Genomic DNA, 22,247 nt, shown 5'->3' on the forward strand with positions numbered 1-22,247 from the left:
CCTTGATGTCCGAAGGCCGCACGAAGCGCAGGAGGTGCGGGTGAGCCAAGAGCTCGATGCCGCGGTGTCCTCGAAGGACGGCACCGAGCAGAACGGTGCGGCGCGACAGGGGGCAGCGCCGACGCCGTCCGCGACGCGCCGCGTGCGCGCCCGCCTCGCCCGCCGGATCACCGCGCAGCGCGCCGCACCGGTCAAGCAGGTTCTCGAGCCGCTCGCCGTCATCCACCGCGAGCTGCATCCCAACGCGGACCTCGCGCAGCTCCAGCGCGCCTACGACGTCGCCGAAGAACTCCACCGGGAGCAGCGGCGCAAGTCCGGCGACCCGTACATCACGCATCCGCTCGCGGTCGCGACCATCCTCGCCGAACTCGGCATGGACACCACGACGCTGGTCGCGGCGCTGCTGCACGACACCGTCGAAGACACCGGCTACTCGCTGGAGAGCCTGAAGGCCGATTTCGGTGAGAAGGTCGGCGAGCTCGTCGACGGCGTCACCAAACTGGACAAGGTCAAGCTCGGCACGGCCGCCGAGGCCGAGACCATCCGCAAGATGGTCATCGCGATGGCGCGCGACCCGCGCGTGCTGGTCATCAAGCTGGCCGACCGGCTGCACAACATGCGCACGATGCGCTTCCTGCCGCCGGAGAAGCAGGCCCGCAAGGCGCGCGAGACCCTGGAGGTCCTCGCCCCGCTGGCGCACCGGCTCGGCATGGCGACGGTCAAATGGGAGCTGGAGGACCTGGCCTTCGCCATCCTGCAGCCGAAGAAGTACGACGAGATCGTCCGCCTCGTCGCCGATCGCGCGCCTTCGCGCGACACGTACCTGCGCTCGGTGATCACCGAGCTGACCAGCAATCTCGAAGGCTCGCGGATCACCGCCAAGGTCGAGGGCAGGCCGAAGCACTACTACTCGATCCACCAGAAGATGATCGTCCGCGGCCGCGACCTCGACGACATCCACGACCTGGTGGGCGTGCGGATCCTGGTCGAGGACGTCCGTGACTGCTACGCCGCGATGGGCGTCGTCCACGCGCTGTGGCAGCCGGTCCCCGGCCGGTTCAAGGACTACATCGCGCAGCCGCGGTTCGGTGTGTACCAGTCGTTGCACACCACGGTGATCGGGCCGGACGGCAAACCGCTGGAAGTCCAGATCCGGACCTACGAGATGCACCGCACCGCCGAGTACGGCATCGCGGCGCACTGGCGGTACAAGGAGACCAAGGGCACCCACAACGGGAACGCCATGGACGTCGACGAGATGGCGTGGATGCGCCAGCTCCTCGACTGGCAGCGTGAAGCGGCGGACCCGGGCGACTTCCTGGAGTCGCTGCGGTACGAGCTCGCCTCGCGCGAGATCTTCGTGTTCACGCCCAAGGGTGACGTGATCACGCTGCCGGTCGATTCGACGCCGGTCGACTTCGCCTACGCCGTGCACACCGAGGTCGGGCATCGCTGCATCGGGGCCCGCGTCAACGGCAGGCTCGTCGCGCTCGAGCGGAAGCTGGAGAACGGCGAGGTCATCGAGATCTTCACCTCGAAGGCCGAGACGGCGGGGCCGAGCCGCGACTGGCTGCAGTTCGCGGGTTCGCCCAAGGCCCGCGCGAAGATCCGGCAGTGGTTCGCCAAGGAACGCCGCGACGAGGCGATCGAAGGCGGCAAGGAGGCCATCACCAAGGAGGTCCGCAAGGTCGGCCTCCCGATCCAGCGGCTGGTCTCCGCCGAGTCGATGGGCGCGGTCGCCACCGAACTGCGGCATCCCGACATCAGTTCGCTGTACGCGGCCGTCGGCGAGGGCCACACCAGCGCGAAGCACGTCGTGCAGCGGCTGGTCGCGCTGATCGGCGGGGTCGACGAGGCGGAGGAGGAGCTCGCCGAGCGCGCGACCCCGTCCACGGTCACCCGCCGGCGCGGCTCGAACGACGTCGGCGTCGTGGTGAAGGGCGCCAGCGACATCTGGGCCAAGCTCGCCCGCTGCTGCACGCCGGTGCCCGGCGACGAGATCCTCGGTTTCGTCACCCGCGGCGGCGGCGTCAGCGTGCACCGGACCGACTGCACCAACGCCGACGACCTGCGGGCCCAGCCCGAGCGGCTCGTCGAGGTCGAATGGGCGCCGTCGGCGTCCTCGGTGTTCCTCGTCGCGATCCAGGTCGAGGCGCTGGACCGGCACCGTCTGCTCTCGGACGTCACGAAGGTGCTCGCGGACGAGAAGGTCAACATCCTGTCCGCGTCGGTCACGACGTCGCGCGACCGGGTCGCGGTCAGCCGGTTCTCGTTCGAGATGGGCGACCCGAAGCACCTCGGGCACGTGCTGAAGGTGGTCCGGGGCGTCGAAGGCGTTTACGACGTGTATCGGGTCACTTCGGCTTCGTGATCGCCGGCGGCATCCGGTTAGGTTCGGAACATGACTGACGGGTTCGAGTTCACTCGCGACGGCGAGGTCGCGCGGCTGACGTTCACCAGGCCGGAGAAGATGAACGCGATCACCTACGGGATGTGGTCGGCGATCCCGGACGTGGTGGCGCGGGTGGAGGCGGATCCGGCGATCAAGGTCCTCGTGCTGACCGGCGCGGGCGCGCATTTCTCGGCGGGCGCCGACATCAGCGAGTTCCGGGACCTGCGGTCGACCGCCGACGCGGCCGAGACCTACGACAAGGCGGTCGACGGCGCCGTGGCGGCGCTGACGGCGTCGCGGAAGCCGACGGTCGCGATGATCCAGGGGAACTGCATCGGCGGCGGGTGCCAGATCTCGGTCGCCTGCGACTTCCGCTTCGCCGCGGAGGGCTCGCGGTTCGGCATCACGCCGGCGAAGCTCGGGATCGTCTACCACTTCGACTCGACCCGGCAGCTGGTCTCGCTGGTCGGCCCGGCGCACGCGAAGTACTTCCTGCTCTCGGGTGAACTCGTCGACGCCCGCCGGGCGCGCGAGATCGGGCTTCTGAACGACGTCTTCCCGGCCGACGAGCTGGAGGCCTCGACCGCGAAGTTCGTCGAGACGCTGGCTTCGCGTTCGCAGGCGTCGGTGCGCGGGATGAACCGGATCATCGAGAAGATCGTGGCGGGACAACAGGAATCCGACGCCGAGGTCGACGAGATCCGGCTCGGTGCCCTGCACGGCGAGGACTACGCGGAGGGGGTGGCCGCGTTCCTCGCGCGGCGGCCGCCGAAGTTCACCTACCGCTGAGGTCCGCCGGGCGTACTTGCGTGGCCGATCGGTCGCCACTCGACGAATGAGCGCCCGTTCGGCGGGCACCGGACGCGGCAAACGGCATAACCACGGATTCCGATGGAGTAATTCTCTTTGCCGTGTCGCTTTTGGTTCCACTCGGTGTGTTCGATCGAATTCGGACGGTTTGGGCGCGGAGTCCGCTGTTGACGAGGTGAATCCGGGCCGTTATTCTCGCCGAGATGTAGAAACTGGGGAAGTAAACGGTTGGCGTGCCTTGGTGCGTCTCTGTGGGGAAACGTTCTTTCTTTACTGTCCATGGAATGAAATAACTGGCTTTCAGTGGCCGTCCAGAGGGCGGTCCTGTCTTCTTTCGGCAATTAATTCGTGCGGCGGCGATGCGGGCTGAACGGCGTCCTTCGTCGCGTGATTTGAGAAAAAAGTTCCCTTCGGTCCCCGAGTGCTCATCGGCGTCAGCCGCACCGATTCGCGTACCGACCTGGCCGTCACTCGCGGCAGGACGGCACCGGAAAACGATCAGGGGATTCGATGCTCGTTCGTCACGGCCGGAAAGCCGGTACCGGCGATGCGGCGCTGTGGTTGTTTCTCGTGGCGTATTCGGTGTCGTCGTTCGGCACCTTTCTCAACCTGATCGCGCTGGCCTTGTTCACCCTGGAAGTGACCGGCGGACCGCTCGGTCTCGGCGCGGTGATGGCGGTGCGCGTCGGTTCGGGATTCCTGTTCGGGGTGCCGGCGGGGCGGCTCGCCGCGCGGTTCGAGCGACGGCGGCTGATGGTCGTCGCGGATCTCGCGCAGGCGGTGGCGATGATCGTGCTCGGCGTCGCCGGACAGGCGGTGGGGCTGGGCGGGCTGCTCGTGGCCGCCGCCGTACTGGGGGCGGGCAACACGGTGTTCTCGGTGTCGCTCCGAACGAGTGTGCCCGCGATGGTGGGGCAGGACCGCCGGGTACGGATGAACGGGCGACTGGTCGCGGGGCGCTCACTGGGGACGGTGCTGGGCTACGCGTCGGCGCCCGTCGTGGTCATGGCGGGCGGATTCGAGGCCGCGTTCCTGATCAACGCCGCGTCGTTCCTGGTGTCCGCGTCGGTGTTGTGGTTGCTTCCCTTGAACACCAACGGTTCCGGCGGCGAGAGAACGGCCGTGCCGAACGGTGGGCCCCGGACGCGGGTGACGGCAGGACTGTCGTCGGCCGTCCTCGGGCTGGTACTCATCCGAGGCTCCGACGCCTTCGGTTCGGCCTCGCACAACGTGGCCTTGCCGGTACACGCGGGCGCGGAGTGGCCGGGTGCGCCGTACGCCTTCATGAGCTGGTTCTGGACGGCTTGGGCCGTCGGCGCCATCGCGGTGCAGTGGATCTGCCGCCGGACGGACCACGGCAGGATGGCGTGGCTCGGCGATCGCGCGTTCGCGGCCGGGACCGTGCTGATGTCGGTGGCGTTCGTGGTCGCGTTCACCGGCTTGCCGATCCCGGTGCTGGTGGTGGTCCTGTTCGTCGCGGGCCTTGCCGACGGACTCACCGAGGTCGCGTATCTGAGCAGGTTGCAGGCGGCGCCGGAAGCGGAACGCGCGCGGCTGTTCGGCCTGTCGGCCACCGCGGAGACGGCCGGGTTCGCCGCCGGGATGGCCACCTGCGGCCTGCTGCTCGAGGTCGCGTCACCGCCGGTCGTCGTCGCGGCGTACCACGCCCTCCCGGTCCTCGTGGTCGGGATCGTCCTGCTGCGCCTTCGGAGCCGCCGGCCGGGGGCCGCCGGCGTGTCGCCAGGCGTCGCGAAAGCAGCGAAGAAAGGATCGTAATGGGGGAAGCGCTGGTTCACGGGGAACCGCTCGAACTGGGGACGAGCGAGCGAGTGGATCTCGCCAAGGCGCTGCGGAACGCCGCGGCCGACGCCCCCGGTCGAGCGGTGGTGACGCTGGACGCGGCAGGCAAGCCGGATCGCTGTCCCTACCCGGAACTCCTGGCCAGGGCGAGCGCGGTGCGGGCCCGGCTGCGGGACCTCGGAGTCGGCCGCGGAGATCCGGTGGTCCTGTCCGGTCTGCCGCTCGCCGAGTTCTTCCCGTCCTTCTGGGGCTGTGTCCTCGGTGGTGCGCTGCCGGTGCCGATGGCGGGCGCGGCCGAGGACGATGCGTCGCGGCGGCGGCTGAAGCACGTGGCCGAGCTGCTGCGTGATCCCGTCGTACTCGTCGGCGACGCGGAGCCGGGCTTGTCCGGTTTGCGGCTCGCGCGGGTGTCGACGGAGCCGATGAGCGCATTGCCCGAACTCGGCCTTCACACACCGGCGCCGGATGATCCGGCGCTGGTGATGCTGTCCTCCGGCAGTACCGGCGCCGCCAAGGCGATCCCGCTGACGCATCGCGGCCTGATGGAGTTCGCGGCGGGGTCCCGGAAGGCGCTCGGCCTGCGGCCGGACGACACCACGTTGAACTGGCTGCCGGTGGACCACAGCGGCGCCTTGCTCCTCTACCACGTGCTCGAGGTCTACGCCGGCGTGACGAACGTGCACGTGCCGACCGAACTGGTACTGGGCAGGCCGAGCCGCTGGCTGGATCTGCTCGCCGAGTACCGCGTCGCGCACAGCTGGTCGCCGACGTTCGGGTTCGCGCAGGTGGCCGCCGAGTTGGCCGGGGACACCCGCGACCGGGATCTGTCCTCGGTCCGCACCCTGCTCTGCGGCGGCGAGCAGATCCAGCTGCCGGTGATGTCGCGCTTTCTCGAGCGGACCGCCCGGTTCGGCATCGAGGAGAGCCGGATCCGGCCGGTGTGGGGGATGACGGAGACGGTCACCGCGATCACCTTCGGCACTCTCGGTACGCCGGACAGCGTGCACCGGGTGCTGAAGTCGAGCCTCGACGGCGAACTGTGCCAAGCCCCCGATTCCGCGGAAGAACACGAGTGCAGCACGTTCGTGGCGGTCGGTTCCCCCGCGCCCGGGGCGAGCGTGCGGGTGGTGGACGACCGGGGCGAACTGCTGCGCGAACGTGAGATCGGCAGGCTGCAGGTGCGCTCCGCCCGGGTCACCCCCGGATACCTGCACGCCGAAGAGGCGAACCGCGCCGCGTTCCCCGCACCGGGCTGGCTGGACACCGGTGATCTCGCGTTCCTGGCGAACGGGCAGGTGGTGCTCACCGGCCGGGCCAAGGATCTGATCATCCTCAATGGACAGAACCATTTCTGCCACGAGATCGAGGAAGTCGTGTGCGCGGCGAGCGGCGCCCAGGCAGGCGAGGTGGCCGCGGTCGGCCTGCCCAACGCCGAGTCCGGTACCGAGGACCTGGTCATCCTGATCGCGGCGCGCGCGGCCGGATTCGACGCGGTCGCGAAGGCGGTGCGGGAGGCGGTGTTCGGCCGATTGCGGCTGACCGTGGCGAAAGTGGTGCCGGTCGCACCCGATGAGTTCCCGCGGACCGGCGGGGGCAAGGTCCAGCGCGCCGAACTGCGGCGACGGCTGCTCGACGGCGAACTCGGGCGGGCCGTCGACGTCCGCGCCACGGTCCTCGCGGCGGTCCGGGAGGTGCTCGGCCAGGACGTCGATCCGCGCACGCCGTTCTACGAGGCGGGGATGACCTCGGTGACCGTGGTCAAGCTGACCACGACCCTGACCACGCTGCTCGGCCGGGAGGTGCGGCCGACCGCGGTGTTCGAGTACCCGACCCCCGCCCTGCTCGCCGATCACCTGTCGGGACCTGGCCGGGTGACGGACGCCCGAGCGGTGGCCGCCCCGGCGCACGAGGAGCGGATCGCGATCATCGGTGTCGCGGTGCGGGTGCCCGGTGCGACGGACCTCGACGGATTCTGGGCAGACCTCCGCGACGGCGTGAGCCGGGTGCGGACCTTCGGCGGCGGGGAACCGGGGGTGGTCCCGGTCGCCGGCGCGCTCGACGACGTCGACTCGTTCGACGCGGACTTTTTCGGGATGAGCTCCCACGAAGCGGCCTTGACCGATCCCGCGCACCGCCTGTTCCTGGAGTGCTGTCACGAGGCGCTCGAACTCGGCGGCTACGCGGCGGCGGAGGCGGGGACCAGGATCGGTGTGTTCGCCGGAACGGGTATGCAGCTTTACGGCCACCAACGGCGCGTCAGTCAGGGCACGCGTCCCCCCGTCACGGACGAACTGGCCGCGATGCAGGCGGCGATGGGATCGGAGCCTGATTTCCTGGCCGGGCGAGTGGCGCACCGGCTAGGGCTCTCAGGACCCGCGGTCGGGGTGCAGACGGCGTGTTCGACAGGATTGGTCGCGGTGCACCTGGCCGGGCAGGCGCTGCTCACCGGGGACGCCGACCTGGCCTTGGCCGGGGCCGCGGCCGTCCATCTCCCGCAGGATTCGGGCTACCGGCCGTACCCCGGCGGTATCCTTTCGCCGACCGGCGCGTGCCGGGCGTTCGACGCCGGGGCGGACGGCACGGTCGGCGGCAACGGGGTGATCGCGGTCCTGCTGAAACGGCTCGACCGGGCGATCGCCGACCGCGACACCGTGCACGCGGTGATCCTGGGTTCGGCGGTGAACAACGACGCGGGCCGCACGGCGGGGTTCGCGACGCCGAGCGTGTCCGGGCAGGCCGAGGTCATCCGGCTGGCACTGGCGCGCGCCCGGGTGGCGGCGTCGTCCATCACCTACGTCGAGGCACACGGCACCGGCACCGCGCTGGGCGACCCGGTCGAGTTCGAGGCGCTCAGCCAGGCGTACGCGGAGGACGGTCACACCGGGTTCTGCGCGTTGGGCTCCGTCAAGCCCGGCATCGGCCATCTGGACACCTGCGCCGGTCTCGCCGGCCTGGTCAAGACGGTGCTGATGCTGAAGCACGGAGAACTCGTGCCGACACTCAACCTGAGCCGGCCCAACCCGGAACTCCGGCTGACGGGCAGCCCGTTCGTGCTGGCGACGGAACACACGCCGTGGATCACCGACGGACCGCGGCGGGCCGGGGTCAGCGCGCTGGGCGTCGGTGGCACGAACGTCCACGTGATCCTGGAAGAGGCCCCGGTGCCCACGCCGGCACCGGCGGCGCGGGGACCGGTGCTGCTGCCCGTGTCGGCCGCCGACGCCGAGGGACTGTCCGCCCTCACCGGCGCACTCCGGGATCACCTGCGCGCGCACCCCGATCTGCGGGCGCAGGACGTGGCGGCGAGTATGGCGCTCGGCAGGCCGCATCTGTCGCACCGGCTCGCCGTGGTCGGGAGTGACACCGCCGGACTTGCCGCCGCGCTCGGCACGATCGGCGAGGAATCGGTTGTCCCGCACCAATTCGGCACGCTCGCGTTCGCCTTCTCCGGACAGGGCTCCGCGTATCGGGGGATGGCCGCGCGGCTTCGTGACGCGTTCCCCGTCTTCCGCGAAGCGCTGGACGAGTTGCTGGGCCTTGCCGACGAGGCCGGGATCACCGGTGTGTCCGAGTCCCTGCTGGGCACGCCGGATCCGACCGTCCCATTGTCCACTGTGGAGGGACAGCCCGCGTTGTTCTGCCATCAGGTCGCGCTGGCGCGACTTTGGCGGTCGTGGGGCGTCCAGCCGGATTTCGTGGTCGGGCACAGTTTGGGGGAGTACGCGGCGCTCGCCGTGGCCGGCGGGATCGACGTGGCCGACGGGCTGCGGCTGACCTGCTTGCGCGGCAGGCTGATGCAGGGAACCGAGCCGGGCGGCATGATCGCGGTCCGCGTCTCGCCGGAGCGGGGGGGACGGCTCGCCGTCGCGACGGGGACCGAGGTCGCGGTGGTCAACGGCGACCAGTCCTGCGTGCTGTCCGGGCCGTCGGCGGCGATCGCGGCCGCGGAGACCCTGTTCGACCGGGAAAACCTCTCCTGGCGAAGGCTTCCGGTGGACCGGGCCTTCCATTCGGCGCTGCTCGAACCCGTTCTCGACGAATTCGAACGCGCGGCCGAAGCGGTGCGGTTCGGCCCGGTGCGGATGCCGTTCGCGAGCAACCTGGGCGGGGTGATCCCGGCCGGTGCCTCGGTCGACGCGCGCTACCTGCGAAGACAGATCCGTGAGACGGCCCGTTTCGACGAGTCGCTGCGAGCGCTCGAACGCCTGGAGTGCGGGGGCTACCTGGAGATCGGTCCGCGTGAGGTGCTCGGTTCGATGGGACGCGCCGCCCTCCCGCACCGGTACTGGCAGCCGTCCGTGGGCTCCCCGCCCGACGATGAGTGCGCCGCGGTGCTGCGCGCGGCCGCCGCGCTGTACCGGCGCGGCGCGGACCTGGATTGGGCGGAGCTGGCGCCCACCGGCGGCCGCGTCCCGTTGCCCGGGTACCCCTACCGGCGGGTCCGCTTCGCGCGGCCGTCGGCTCCCGCCCCGTCCGGCGCCGGACAGGTGAGCTCGGGGGCGGTCCTCGCCGAGGTCCGGCGGCTCGCCGCCGACCGGCTCGGCGCCGACGACCTGGCCGAAGACATGTCGTTCGTGGCGGGTGGCGCCGATTCGCTCGCCCTGATGGGGCTGGCCCGCGAACTGGAGCGGGCCTTCGGGGTGCGGATCGGCATCCGGGAGCTGCTCTCCGAAGCCGGTACTCCGGCGAAAGTGGCCGAGTTGATCGAGCGAAGCGGCGGAGCGCCTCCCGCCTCCGGTGAAAGCGAGCCGGAGCCCGGCCCGCCGGCCGAAGACGTGTCTCTTCACGGTTTGATGGACCGGCAGCTGAAGCTCGCCGAGACCATGATGCGCCAGATGACCGAGCTGATGCACCGGCAGCTCGACGTGGCCCGCGGGACCCCGGACACCGTGGCGCCCGCGCCGAAGCCGGTCGAGCATCCGGTCCGTCCGGCGGCGATGCCCGTCGTGTCGCCCCCGGAACCGGCGGCTCCCGGGGCAAGCTGTGCGTTCAGCCTCTATTTCTTCGGCGACTACCCCGATCGGGATCAGCAGGACAAGTACCGGCTGATCATGGCCGCCGCGCGCTTCGCCGACGAGCACGATTTCCACGCGCTTTGGTTACCGGAGCGGCATTTCGACTCCTTCGGCGCGCTGTTCCCGAATCCGTCGGTGCTGGCCGCCGCGCTGGCCGCCCGTACCGAGCGGATCCGGCTGCACGCCGGGTCGGTCGTGCTTCCGCTGCACCATCCCGTCCGGGTCGCCGAAGAATGGTCCGTCGTGGACAACCTGTCTTCGGGCCGCGTCGGACTTTGCGTGGCGAGTGGCTGGCACACCAGGGATTTCGCGCTGGCACCGGAGAACTTCGGCAACCATCGCGAGCTGATGTACGAGGGGCTGGACACCGTGCGCCGGCTCTGGGCGGGGGAGGAGATCACCCTCGTCGCGGGCGACGGCGCGCCCGCCGCGGTCCGCCTGCACCCGGCGCCCATCCAGCGGCGCCCGCCGATGTTCGTCGCCGTGGTCGGAAACCCGGAAAGCTACCGCCGGGCCGCCGCGGCCGATCTCGGCGTGGTCACCAATCTGATGACCCAGGACGTTTCCGCGCTGGCCGGCAACATCGCGCTCTATCGGCGCACGCGCGCGGAACACGGCCTCGATCCGGCCGCGGGCCGGGTCGTGGTGCTGGTGCACACCTTCCTCGGCGAGGACCACGAACGCGCGCGGCAGCAGGCGTTCCGGCCGTTCTGCGACTACCTGCGCTCGTCGCTTTCCCTGCTCGGCCAGGTCGGGAACAGCCTGGGGCTCAGCATCGACCTGGACGGCGCGACCGAGGAGGACATCGAGTTCGTGCTCGGCGACGCCTACGAACGCTACTGCGGATCCCGTGCCCTGATCGGCAGTCCCGAGCGATGCGCCCCGGTGGTGGACGCGCTCGTGGCGGCGGGGGCCGACGAGATCGCCGCTTTCGTGGATTTCGGTGTCCCGCCGGACCAGGTGCTCGACGCGCTGCCGCTGCTCGACGGCCTGCGTCGTCGCCACCAGTCGGCCGACCTCGAGCCATCCCCCGCGCAGCGGCGCATCTGGTTCCTGGAAAGGATGTTCCCCGGCACCGGCGCGTACCATGAGCCCAAGGCGATCCGGCTGGACGGACGGCTGGACGACGTGACGCTGCGGGAGTCGGTGTCGCGCGTGGTTTCGGCACATCCCGCTTTACGCACGGTCTTCCACGAGCGGGACGGCGTTCCGCGGAAGTCCGTGCTGCCGTCCGTGACCGTCGAATGCCCGCTGATCGACCTGTCCGGGCGCACCGAAGCCGAAGCCCTTGCCGAGATCCGAGCGAGGTTCGCCCGGACCCGGCTCGCGCTCGACACCGGCCCGCTGGTCGCCTTCGCGCTGGTCCGGCTCGCCGAGGATCGCCATCTGTTCTGTCTGGTGGCCCACCACATCGTCTTCGACTCGGCGTCGACCGCGGTGTTCCTGCGTGATCTGGCCGCGCACTACCGCGCTTGGCCGGACCTGCCCGCGATCCGGACCGGGCCGGGGCCCGAGACCGGATTCGAGATCGCGGATCCCGGCGAGGATCTCGCGTTCTGGCACGACGAACTGACCGGTCTGCCCGAACTCGCGCTGCCCACCGACCGGCCGCGGCCCCCGGTGCCGTCCCGGCGGGGCGCCGCCCTGAGCGATGAGCTGGTGGCGGGTCTCGGCGAGCCGCTGCGTGTCGTCGCGGCCGCGTGCGGCAGCACCGTGTTCATGGTGGTGCTCGGCGCGATCGGCGCCGTGCTCGGCCGCTACGGCGGGCAGCACGACTTCGCGGTCGGCACGGTCGTCAGCAGCAGGCCGGACTCCGCCAGGGACGCGATCGGCCTCTTCCTCGACACGGTTCCGGTCCGCCTCGACCTGTCCGGCGACCCCACCTTCGCGGAATTGACCCAGCGCGTCAGAGACCGGACCACCCGGGCGTACGAGCATCGGACCGTCCCGTTCGACGAACTCGTCGGCCTGCTGAATCCCGACCGCGCCGCGAACCGCAATCCCCTGTTCGACGTGCTGATCGAGTTCGAAAACGCGGTGGACGAGCCCTTCGCGCCGCCATTGACGGCCACCGCGCTGGACATGACACGCGACGAGGTCCCGTTCGACCTCGCCTTCTACCTGACCGCGCACGGTGACGGGTTGCGCTGCCTGGTCGAGTACAGCACGGACCTGTTCGACGAAGCGACCATCGCCCGGGCGCTGAACCTGCTGAAACAGGTTCTGCGCCAAGCGATCGCGAAGCCGTCGGCACGGCTTTCCGAGCTCACGACGCCGACCAGGGAAGACGTGGTGCTGCTCGACCGGTGGCAGCACGGCGCGCCGGAACGGACGGCGGGGTGTCTGCACACCGCGGTCGAGCGGCAGGTCGCCGGTACGCCCGACGCCACGGCACTGATCAGCGACGACGGTGAGCTGAGCTACCGCGAACTGGACCTTCTCGCCGAGTCGATCGGGCGTCTGCTGGTCGGTCTCGGCGTCACCCGCGGGCAGATCGTGGCGGTCTCCCTGCCTCGTGGTCCCCAGCTGATCGCCGCGCTTTACGGCGTGCTCAAGAGCGGCGCGGCGTATCTGCCGCTGGATCCCGGGTTGCCACCGCAACGGTGCCGGTTCATGCTGCGCGACAGCGGTGCGGTGCTCGTGCTGACCACGAAGGCGGTCCTCGTCGCGCAGCCCGCGCTGGGGGAGTTCCCGGTGCGGCTCGCGGAGGAGATCGTGCCGGATCCGAAGGCGCCGGAGCTGCCCGAGGTGCGGCCGGATTGGCCCGCGTACTGCATGTACACCTCTGGCTCCACCGGAACCCCGAAGGGCGTCCTCGTCTCGCATCGCGGTCCGGCCAACGTCATCGCCTGGCAAGGTGATCAGCATCCGCCGATGCGCACCCTGCAATGGACGTCGCCGAGTTTCGACATCAGCGTGCAGGAGATCTTCTCCACCTTGGCCTCAGGCGGGACGCTGGTACTGCTCGACGACGAGCGGCACAAAGACCGCGACGCCGTCGCCGAAGTGATCCGACGGCACCGCGTGGAGCGGATCCTGATGCCGTTCACCCCGCTGAAACATCTGGTCGAGCCCGGCCTCACCGCGCCGTCGTTGCGCCTGATCCTCTGCTGCGGCGAGCCGCTCGTGCTCACCCCGGCACTGCGCCGCTTCCTCGCCGAGCATCCTGATTGCGCGCTGCACAACCAATACGGTCCGACCGAGGCGTCGATCATCGCCACGGATCACCCGGTGGATCCGGACGGCGAATCCCGGCCACCCATCGGGGCCCCGATCGACGGCGTCCGGCTGCTCCTGCTCGACCAGGCCGGACGCCCGGTCCCGCTCGGTGCCGTCGGCGAGATCCACCTCGGCGGGACAGGGCTCGCCGAGGGCTACCTCGGCAGGCCGGAGGAGACCGCTGCGGCCTTCGTCGAAACCAGGCGCGGTGAACGGTGGTATCGCACGGGCGACCTCGGCCGGTGGCGCGGCGACGGAACCGTGGAATTCCTCGGCAGACTCGATGACCAGGTGAAGATCCGCGGCAACCGGGTCGAACCCGGTGAGACACAACGGGTGCTGGCCGGGTTGAGCGAGGTGGCGGATGCGGCCGTCGTCGTCCGCCGGGATCACCGCGGTGAAGCGGAACTCGCCGGTTACGTCGTGTTCGCCGACTCGACCGCACCGGATCCGTGGGCGCGGATCACCGAAGCGCTCGCCGAAGAGCTGCCCTCGTACCTGATCCCGACTCGCTGGGTCGCGCTCGACCGGCTGCCGACGACCACCAGCGGCAAGCTGGATCGCTCCGCTCTGCCCGAGCCGTCGTCGGCCGCGGGGGACGGGGACGACGCTCCGCCGTCCACGGACGCCGAGCGTCGCCTGCACGAGCTCTGGTGCGCCGAACTCGGCCTGACCGAGGTGGCGGTCGACCGGTCCTTCTTCGCCGTGGGTGGGCATTCGCTCGCGGTGGTCAGATTGGCGGGCCGGATCACCGAGGAGTTCGGGGTACCGGTCTCGGTCACGGAGTTCTTCCGTGCGCCGACGATCCGCGCGATGGCCGCGCGGCTGGGCGGCCCGCCCGAACCCGCCGTCACCCGGACCGTGCCATTGACGTCATTGCAACGCAGGCTCTGGAGACGTCAAGCGGAGAACCCGCGACCGCAGGTGTACAACGTCGGATATCGCGTGGACCTGCGGGGTGAGCTGGACCCGCGGGCGCTGCACCGCGCTCTCGACCGGCTGGTGGCCAGGCACGACGCCTTGCGCGGTCGTGTCGCGTCGTCCGGTGACAGGCAGCGGATCGAAGTGCTGGCCCCGTTCACGCTCGATCTGCCGGTGGAGCATCTGGGTGCCGACGACGCGGTCGGCGATTGGTGCGGCACAGTCGTCGCGGAGCCGTTCGTGCTCACCGAGGCACCGCTGCTGCGTGCCCGGCTCGGCCGGATCGCCGCCGATCGCTGGGTACTGGTGCTCGTCCTGCACCACCTGGTCTGTGACGGCTGGTCCATGAACATCCTGTGGCACGAGCTTTCCGAGCTGTATGCCGCCGAGGTCGGCGCGACGTCCACGCGGCTGCCCGAACCCGGGGGACAACACTCGGACTACGCACGGTGGCAGACGGGGCACGAGCACGCGGCCGACGTCCGTTATTGGCGGAGCGAACTCGCGGGTGCCGACCTGCGCTGGCGGCTTCCGTACGACCGGAAACCACCGGCCCGGCTCACCGGGGAGGGTGATCTGTATCAGGTCCACCTCGCCCCTGAACGGCTTCGCCGCCTCGACCGGGTGGCCGCGGCGGCCGGCACGACCCGCTCCGTGGTCCTCGCGAGCGTGTTCTTGCTGTGGGGACGGGAAACCTGTGGTCAGCAGGACCTCGTCCTCGCCGTTTCCAGCGCTCGTCGGACCCGCCGGGAACACGAGCGGACGGTCGGCATGATCGGGGAGGCCGTACCCCTGCGGGTCCCGCTGGGGGAAGCCGCGGAACTGCCCGACGTCATGGCGGCGGTGGCGGAGAAGTTGTTCGCCTCGCTCGATCACCAGGAACTTCCGCTCGACGAGACGATCGCGCTCGCCGGGCAAGACGTAGACCGGTACCCCGCCGTGTTGTTCACCGTGGTCACGACACCACCGGCGGAGCTGAACCTGCCTGGTTTGGCGGCCGAGGTGCACGATTCGCCGGTGGCGGGTTGCGCCAGAACAGAGCTCTACGTCGTGTTCGCCGAAGACGAAGGTGGGCTGAGAATCAGCTTTGAATATTCCACGGATCTGTTCGAAGCGGCCACCATCGTCCGCTTCGCCCAAGACGTCCTGCTGATGCTGGAGCGCTGCTCGGAATGAGTGTCAGGAGGAGGACAGGCTAGATCTCGTCCCAGGGATTGCTTTCGTACGCGTCGGCGAGGATTCGGCCGGTCTCCGGCGCGAACGGCAGCACGACGTCGTCCACCGACGCCACCGGCCAGCCGACCGACTCCGAATTGGTCAGGAACATGGCGTCGAATCCCGGCAGATCGACGGGGCGGACGTCGCGGATCTCTTGTGGGATCCCGTTTCGCTCGAGGCCGCGGCGCACCAGCTGTTGGCTGATCCCGTCGAGCACCGGGGCTTGCGGCCAGACCACGGTGCCGCCGTCGAGGAAACCGACGTTCCAGATCGACGCTTCGCTGACGCGGCCCTGGTAGTCGACGAACAGTGCGTCGTCGTATCCCGCCAGCTTCGCCTCGCGCGTGTGGTGCAGCAGGCCGAACGTACCGACGTGCTTGACCTCCGGGAGAACGCGCTCGTAGCGCACGGAGCGCAGGCGCAGCGGTGTCATCTCGTGCTCACGGGGCGGCCCGACCCGGACGAGGACATCCGGTGCCGCCGGTGCGCCGGGATCGGACCAGTCCAGCGCCCGCGAGAAGATCAGCACCCGCACGGACAGCGCGTCTTCACCCCGGATGGCCTGCCGTACGTACCCGCGCACCGCCTCGGTGTCGAGGTCGTGGGCGAACATGCGCCGTGTGCTCGTCGCGAGACGGCGAAGGTGGATGTCCAGCCCGCGGACCTTGCCCTCGCGGACCTGCATCGCGGTGAAGTGGCCGTAACCGAACGCGCCCGCCAGGTCTTCCGACCGGGCGGGCGCGCCGTTGACTTCCAGCTTCACGTCAGGCGTTGACCGTGACGCCGGTGAACTTGACCTCGGTGTTGGGCGGGCCGGTGCCGTCGCCGTTGCCTGCCTGCGCGTTCGCGCCCGCCTTGGCGACCTTGTCGAGCACCTTCAGGCCCTCGTCGGAGATGCTGCCGAAGACCGAGTAGTCCGGGGACAGCTCGGCCTCGCCGTAGACCATGAAGAACTGGCTGCCACCGGAGTTCGGCTGCTGCGTCTTCGCCATCGCGAGGATGCCGCGGCCGTACTTGATCTCCTTGAACGCCTCGTCCGGCATGGTGTAGCCCGGGCCGCCCATGCCGCTGGCTTCGGGGTCGCCGCACTGCAGCATCTGCAGGCCGGTGGTGCCGAGCCGGTGGCACTTGGTGTCGTTGAAGTAGCCCTGCTGCGAAAGGCTGATGAAGCTCTGCACGGCGCACGGGGCGAGCGCCCGGTCGAGCGTCAGCGGGATGTCGCCCGCGGTGCTCTTCAGCACGACGTTCACCGTGCCGTTCGAGGAGACGTCCTTGCCTTCCGGCTTGTTCACCTTCTTCGAAGCCGGCTTGCTGGAGTCGTCCTTGTAGTCACAGGCCACCGGGTTCGCCAGCGGCGTCGGCCGCTTCGGCATCGGAGCGCGCTCCGTGGGGATGGTGACCTCGGGGGTCGGAGGGGCCGAGCTCGGGGAAGCGTCGGAGGCGGCATCGTCACCACTGTTGCTGCTGACGATCCACCACACCGCGCCCGCCACGATGGCGACGACGCCGACGACCGCTACCGAGCCGACGATCCTGCGCCGCTTGGCCTGTTCGGCCCGTCGCACGATCTGTCGCTCGAGCTTGCGCTTCGCGGCTTCGCGGCGCTGCTGGTTGGTCGGCACCCGCCCTCCCGGTTTCCACTCGATGTCACACGTCTGAGGTAGCGGGAGTCTATTGGCACAGCCTGTGAGGCCCCCGTACAGGGGCCGCTAGGCTTACTTGATCGTGATCAGGGCCATCCTGTCACCTGTTCGGCGGAAGAACTGAGGAGGCGTTTCGTGCTGGTCGTCGGTTTTCCGGCAGGCCCCCTCGAAGCCAACTGCTACCTGCTCGCCCCTGAAGGCGGCGGGGCGTGCGTGATCGTCGATCCCGGGGAGGACGTCGCCGGACCGCTGGAGGCCGCGCTTTCCCAGCACGGCCTGACGCCGGTCGCGATGCTCGCCACCCACGGCCACCCCGATCACGTCGCTTCGGCGGACGAGATCGGCGCGCGCCACGGAATACCTCTCTATCTGCACGAGGCGGACCGGCCACTGCTCGGCCGGGACGCCGGAGAACGGAAGGACGGGATCGTGCCACTCGCCGAGGGCCCGCTCGGGCTGGCCGGACTGGAGATCACGGTGTCCGGTACACCGGGGCACACCGCCGGTTCGGTGGTGTTCGGGCTGACCTCCGCCGAGGGCGGCCGGATCGTGCTCACCGGGGACAGCCTGTTCGCCGGTTCGATCGGCCGGTCCGCCGGGGACGGTGACGAACTCGTGCGGTCGCTCGGTGCCAAGGTGATGACGATGCCCGACGAAACCGTCGTCCTCCCGGGCCACGGCCCCGCCACCACGATCGGGCAGGAGCGGGCGGGGAACCCGTTCCTGGCCGGGACGGGCGCGTGATGACCGAGCCGACCGGGACCCCGGAGACCCCCGAACGCCTCCCGCTGTTCCACGACGACCCCAAGCTGCGCCGCAGGCGGGGCTGCTCCAGCGTCGTCGGCGTCGTTATCTTCGCGGCCGCGTTCGGCGGGATCGCCGGGCTGATCGGCGGTGAGATCGCCGGGCTCGTGGTCGCCGGCGTGATCGCGATACCGCTGCTCTACATCATGTTCTACAACCTGCGCCGCCGGGTGTGGCTCGAAGGCGACACGCTCATCGTGCGGACCTGGGGTGTGCGGCGGATCGACCTGACCGCGGCCGAGCGCATCGACCTGGTGATCAGCGACGTGCGCGGCACCCGGACGGTCAGCCTGCTGGTCAACGCGGGCAAGCGCCGCAAGGTCGCGAAGGTCGACCTGGCCGTCTACTCCGGTGCGGGCGGCCGGGAACTGGGCATCCTGCAGCTGCGCAAGCTGGCGAACGCGCTGCTGAACAACACCGACGCGAACGGCCTGGTGTTCTCGGAACTGCTGGTGGCCCAGCTGAAATCGGAGGCGCGCGGGGACGCGGCGGCGGAGCGCCCGCTCTACCGGCTGGCCTCGGCGGCGCCCGCCGGGAAGTACATCCAGCGGTTCACGATGGAGGCGGTCAGCCGGTTCGTGGCGACCCTGGACTGAGCCGCGCGGACGGCGCTCGGTACCGGGATTCGGCTGGGTGCAGGGCTTGGCATCGTCCTAGTGATCATGTCGCGAAAGCCACTTTCGAGACGTCTGATGTCCCGAAAGTGGCTTTCGCGACACCGGCTAGGCCTTCACGGACCGGGTCCTGAGACACCCTCGGTTGGACCCGTCCTCACCACTCACGAGGCGTCGGTGCGGGTCTCCAACTTCTCCAGCCGCGCCTTGATCTCCTCCAGCTGGTAGACGATCTCCGGCAACTCGCCCGCGGCGAAGGTCGCCAGCCGCTCCGAGTGCTTGAGCGTCGACCGCACGTCGTCGAGCGCGGCGGCGATCTTGGGTACCGCCTCGACGGCCTCCAACGTCGAGACGAGCACGCGCCGCGCGACGGCGGTCAGCTGCCTGGGGACGGCGAACACGTCGAACATGGCCCCTCCGATCACGCGGCGAACCTCGGGTGCGGCCTCTTCGTACCCGACTCCGGCCCGTGATCGCGCGGCGGGCTCGCGCTATGGGGCGCTTGTGGTCACAGGGACTCTTGGGGCTCCCGCGAGGCGATCAGCGCGGCCAGCACGGTGGTGACCGGGACGGCCGCGACGATGCCGACACTTCCGGCCAGCGTCCGGACGATCTCCTGCGCGATGTCCTCCGCGCCGAGGATCGAGCCGAGCCCGACCCCCGAAAGCGACGTGTACAGCAGCACCGGCAGCGCGGCGCCCGCGTACGCCATCACGAGCGTGTTGACCGCCGAGCCGACGTGGTCGCGGCCGATCCGCAGGCCCGCGCCGTACAGCTCACGCCAGCCGAGCGCCGGGTTCGCCCGCCGGAGCTCCCACACCGCGCTCGTCTGCGTCACCGTGACGTCGTCCAGCACACCGAGCGCGCCGATCACGACGCCCGCCAGCAGCAGGCCGCGCGCGTCGATCCCGTGCCCGAGCGAACCGATCAGCTGGGAGGTGCTGTCGTCGAGCCCGGTCAGCGACGCCGCGGCCGAGAAGATCGCGGACAGGACGCCGATCAGGACCAGGCTCACCAAGGTGCCCAGCACCGCCACCGACGTTCTAGCGGACAACCCGTGCGTCAGATACAGCGCGACGAACATGATCGCGCCCGCGCCCGCGATCGCCACCAGCAGCGGGCTTTCCCCGGCGAGGATCGTCGGCAGCACGAAGAACGCCAGCACCAGGAAGCTCAGCCCCAGCGCGACCAGCGCGGCGAGCCCCCGCCAGCGGCCCAGCACGATCACCGCGAGCGCGAACAACCCGGCGAGCAGCAGCAACGGGGTTCCGCGCTGGAAGTCGACGATCTGGAACGACGCGGGGTTCGCGACGTCGCCGCCGTTGTAGGACAGCACCACGTCGTCGCCCGCTGCGAATCGTGGCGTGCTCGGCTCGATGGGGAGCGTGAGCTTCAGCGACTTCCCGGTCCCGGGGCCGTCGGTCATCGTCAGCTCGCTGGTGAGACACGGCTTCGCGTCCGGCGGCGGCTCGCCGACCTGCACCTGCCCTTCGGCGAGGCACGGGCCGGTGATCGTCCCGGTGATCGTCGCGTTCACCGGTGTCCCCTGGGGGAAGACACTTTTCGCCGGATCCCCGCCCCACGGGTAGAGCACGATCATCCCGACGACGGTGGCGGCGGCGAGCGGGATCAGCAGCCACATCAGCAGGAGCCGGACCCGGCGCGACGCCGGTGCCGCCGGCCCGTGGCCGTGCGAATGCCCGTGACCGGCCGGCGGTTCGGGCTTCGGTTCGGGCTTCGGCTCCGGGGCGCGACGCCTGCCCGATTCCGCCTGCCGCGGCCGCTGGGCCGGGGGACGAGGGCGCCGCGGCCCCTCGGGCGGTGGAGTCCGGCGCGGCGAACGGGACGTTCCGGGCGAACGATCGGACGGGGCGTCCGTAACCCGGCGAATCGGGCCGGTGTCGTCGTCGGAGATGTCGCGGCGGTTCACCCGCACATCCTCCACAGTCGGCGGCGCGCGCCGCACACGGCCTAGCCGAACGCCTGCCGAAGGTGGACACGGCGATAGGCCGAAGGCGGGGTGTCGAAGTGATCGAGGAAGGCCTGACGCAGTGTCTCGGTCGAGCCGAAACCGCACCGTCTCGCGATCGAGGTCAGCGGAAGTTCGGTGCCGCACAACAGCTTCGCCGCGTTCTCGGTCCTCGCCGCCCGTACGTACCTGCTCGGCGTGGTGCTCAGGTGCGCGTCGAACAGCCTGGTCAGCTGCCGGGTGCTGATCCCGGCCCGTTCGGCGAGGACGGCGGTGCCGAGATCGCCTGCCAGATGCTCCGCCACGTACGCGGTGATGTCGCGGACGAGCCGGTTCTCCGGCGGCGGGCCGGACAGGAACATGCTCACCTGCGCCTGGTTGCCCGGCCGCTGCAGGTAGGTCACCAGCATGCGGGCGACCTCCCTGGCCACGCTCGGGCCGTGGTCGGCCTCGACGAACGCGAGGGTGAGGTCGATCCCGCTGGTGACACCCGCCGCCGTGTAGACGTTGCCGTCGCGTACGTACAGCGGCACCGGATCCACGTTCACCTGCGGGTAGCTCGTCGCGAGCCGGTTCGCGAACCGCCAGTGCGTGGTGGCGCGCCGTCCGTTGAGCAGCCCGCACGCGGCGAGCACCGTGGCGCCGGTGCACACCGAGGCGACGCGGCGGCTCTGCTGCGCGAGCCTGCGGACGTGGGTGACGACCCTCGGGTCGGCGGCGGCCGCCTCGTGCCCCGTGCCGCCCGCGACGATCAGCGTGTCCAGTTCACCGGTCACCTGGTCGAGCCGGTGCTGCGCCTGCAGCGTCAGCCCGGACTCGCAGCGGATGCCGCGCCCGTCGACACTCGCGAGCATGATCTCGTACCCCGGCTTGCCGCCGAGTTTGGTCGCGGCGTCCAGGACGTCCGACGGACCGGCGATATCGAGCAACTCGGCGTTGCTGTAGCCGACGATCAACACTCGTCTGGGTGAACCCGGCATGATCGAACGCTACCAGTAGTGCCCGGCCGTCGGACGTTGTTCGCAGGAATCCGGACATCGGGACCACCGCGGTCCCGCGCCTGCGACACCGTTGTCCCATGACAGACGACAAGAAGACGATCGCGTTCGTGGTGTACCCGGGGATGACCCCGCTGGACATGGTCGGTCCGCTGACCGTGCTGGACGGGATGGCGAGCACGGCGCAGGAGTACCGGACGGTCGTGGTCGGTGAGACGAAGGAGCCGGTCACCACCGACAATCCGCTGAAGCTCGTGGCGACTCACACCTACGACGAGGTCCCGTCGCCGTACGCGCTGCTCGTACCCGGTGGTGCCGCGCCGACGCTGAAGGCGCTCGCCGACGAGAAGCTGGTCGGATACCTGCGGACCGCCGCGGCGAACGCGGAACTCGTGACCTCGGTGTGCACGGGATCGCTGCTGCTGGGGCAGGCCGGACTGCTGAAGGGCCGCAAAGCCGCGACGCACTGGATGTTCCGTGAGCTGCTGGGCGCTTTCGGCGCGGAGCCCGTCGCCGAGCGCTGGGTCGAGGACGGGAACGTGATCACCGCCGCCGGGGTGTCGGCGGGGATCGACCTCGCCCTGCATCTGGTCGAGCGGCTCGTCGGCGCCGAGATCGCCAGGACGATCCAGTTCGTCATCGAATACGACCCGGAGCCGCCGCTGGGCCCGCTCGACTGGTCTCAGCGGCCGTACGGGGATCTCAAGCCCCTGCTGGAGCACACGCTGAACGAGGCACTCGCGGACGAACCCGCGCTGCGGGACAAGCTGCTCGCGCACACCGGGAAGTAAGAGGCGGCCATCCGGGTGAGAAATCGCTGTCGCGGGGAGGGCGCCGGGTTACA

General features: G+C 70.2%; 12 protein-coding genes. 7 read left to right on the forward strand and 5 right to left on the reverse strand.

Annotation, left to right across the window (positions count from 1 at the left end; genetic code table 11):
- Positions 1-40 precede the first annotated feature (40 nt).
- The 4 genes from H4W30_RS07165 to H4W30_RS07180 all read left to right on the forward strand — a co-directional run bounded on the left by H4W30_RS07165 (position 41) and on the right by H4W30_RS07180 (position 15,333).
- Positions 41-2,371, forward strand: coding sequence for a RelA/SpoT family protein (locus tag H4W30_RS07165; RefSeq protein WP_126734608.1), 2,331 nt, complete (start codon positions 41-43; stop codon positions 2,369-2,371).
- 30 nt (positions 2,372-2,401) lie between these two features.
- A complete protein-coding gene (locus tag H4W30_RS07170) occupies positions 2,402-3,181 on the forward strand; it encodes an enoyl-CoA hydratase/isomerase family protein (RefSeq protein WP_192742043.1) in 780 nt (259 codons plus the stop codon).
- 531 nt (positions 3,182-3,712) lie between these two features.
- Entirely contained in the window at positions 3,713-4,978 is a 1,266-nt protein-coding gene (locus H4W30_RS07175) for an MFS transporter (RefSeq protein WP_192742044.1), read from the forward strand.
- Entirely contained in the window at positions 4,978-15,333 is a 10,356-nt protein-coding gene (locus H4W30_RS07180) for a non-ribosomal peptide synthetase/type I polyketide synthase (protein WP_192742045.1), read from the forward strand. Before H4W30_RS07175 ends, H4W30_RS07180 begins: the two co-directional genes overlap by 1 nt.
- Positions 15,334-15,352: 19 nt before the next feature.
- Here H4W30_RS07180 and H4W30_RS07185 read toward each other — a convergent pair whose 3' ends face one another.
- Together H4W30_RS07185 and H4W30_RS07190 are read right to left on the reverse strand one after the other, a co-directional pair.
- The gene (locus H4W30_RS07185; RefSeq protein ID WP_192742046.1) at positions 15,353-16,138 is read right to left on the reverse strand and encodes an aminotransferase class IV family protein; all 786 of its coding nucleotides are present in this window, start codon (positions 16,136-16,138) and stop codon (positions 15,353-15,355) included.
- A gap of 1 nt (position 16,139) precedes the next feature.
- Positions 16,140-16,997: a peptidylprolyl isomerase gene (locus H4W30_RS07190; protein ID WP_192742047.1), complete on the reverse strand. Its 858-nt coding sequence runs from the start codon at positions 16,995-16,997 to the stop codon at positions 16,140-16,142.
- Positions 16,998-17,153: 156 nt separating this feature from the next.
- On the opposite strand from H4W30_RS07190, the gene H4W30_RS07195 reads away from it, so the two are divergent.
- Positions 17,154-17,762 carry an MBL fold metallo-hydrolase gene (locus H4W30_RS07195; RefSeq protein ID WP_192742048.1) on the forward strand — a complete coding sequence of 203 codons (609 nt, stop codon included), beginning with the start codon at positions 17,154-17,156 and terminating at the stop codon, positions 17,760-17,762.
- Positions 17,762-18,418 (forward strand): hypothetical protein, encoded by a 657-nt coding sequence (locus H4W30_RS07200; protein WP_192742049.1) that lies wholly within the window; start codon positions 17,762-17,764, stop codon positions 18,416-18,418. Before H4W30_RS07195 ends, H4W30_RS07200 begins: the two co-directional genes overlap by 1 nt.
- A 182-nt stretch (positions 18,419-18,600) precedes the next feature.
- Here H4W30_RS07200 and H4W30_RS07205 read toward each other — a convergent pair whose 3' ends face one another.
- From H4W30_RS07205 to H4W30_RS07215, 3 genes are all read right to left on the reverse strand, one after another.
- Positions 18,601-18,861 carry a hypothetical protein gene (locus H4W30_RS07205; protein WP_318780553.1) on the reverse strand — a complete coding sequence of 87 codons (261 nt, stop codon included), beginning with the start codon at positions 18,859-18,861 and terminating at the stop codon, positions 18,601-18,603.
- A gap of 83 nt (positions 18,862-18,944) precedes the next feature.
- A complete protein-coding gene (locus H4W30_RS07210) occupies positions 18,945-20,366 on the reverse strand; it encodes a YibE/F family protein (protein ID WP_192742050.1) in 1,422 nt (473 codons plus the stop codon).
- A gap of 41 nt (positions 20,367-20,407) precedes the next feature.
- On the reverse strand, positions 20,408-21,385 hold the full coding sequence (locus H4W30_RS07215; RefSeq protein ID WP_034307757.1) for a GlxA family transcriptional regulator: 978 nt from the start codon (positions 21,383-21,385) through the stop codon (positions 20,408-20,410).
- A gap of 98 nt (positions 21,386-21,483) precedes the next feature.
- Between H4W30_RS07215 and H4W30_RS07220 the strand changes: the two genes are divergently transcribed.
- Positions 21,484-22,194: a DJ-1/PfpI family protein gene (locus H4W30_RS07220; RefSeq protein ID WP_192742051.1), complete on the forward strand. Its 711-nt coding sequence runs from the start codon at positions 21,484-21,486 to the stop codon at positions 22,192-22,194.
- Positions 22,195-22,247 lie beyond the last annotated feature (53 nt).

Source organism: Amycolatopsis roodepoortensis, from assembly GCF_014873915.1.
GTDB lineage: Bacteria > Actinomycetota > Actinomycetes > Mycobacteriales > Pseudonocardiaceae > Amycolatopsis > Amycolatopsis roodepoortensis.

Bases quoted from the DNA above. Each gene is read 5' to 3' on its own strand.
- H4W30_RS07170 (WP_192742043.1), top strand. From the start codon at position 2,402: ATGACTGACGGGTTCGAGTTCACTCGCGACGGCGAGGTCGCGCGGCTG.
- H4W30_RS07175 (WP_192742044.1), top strand. From the start codon at position 3,713: ATGCTCGTTCGTCACGGCCGGAAAGCCGGTACCGGCGATGCGGCGCTG.
- H4W30_RS07180 (WP_192742045.1), top strand. From the start codon at position 4,978: ATGGGGGAAGCGCTGGTTCACGGGGAACCGCTCGAACTGGGGACGAGC.
- H4W30_RS07200 (WP_192742049.1), top strand. From the start codon at position 17,762: ATGACCGAGCCGACCGGGACCCCGGAGACCCCCGAACGCCTCCCGCTG.
- H4W30_RS07215 (WP_034307757.1), bottom strand. From the start codon at position 21,385: ATGCCGGGTTCACCCAGACGAGTGTTGATCGTCGGCTACAGCAACGCC.
- H4W30_RS07220 (WP_192742051.1), top strand. From the start codon at position 21,484: ATGACAGACGACAAGAAGACGATCGCGTTCGTGGTGTACCCGGGGATG.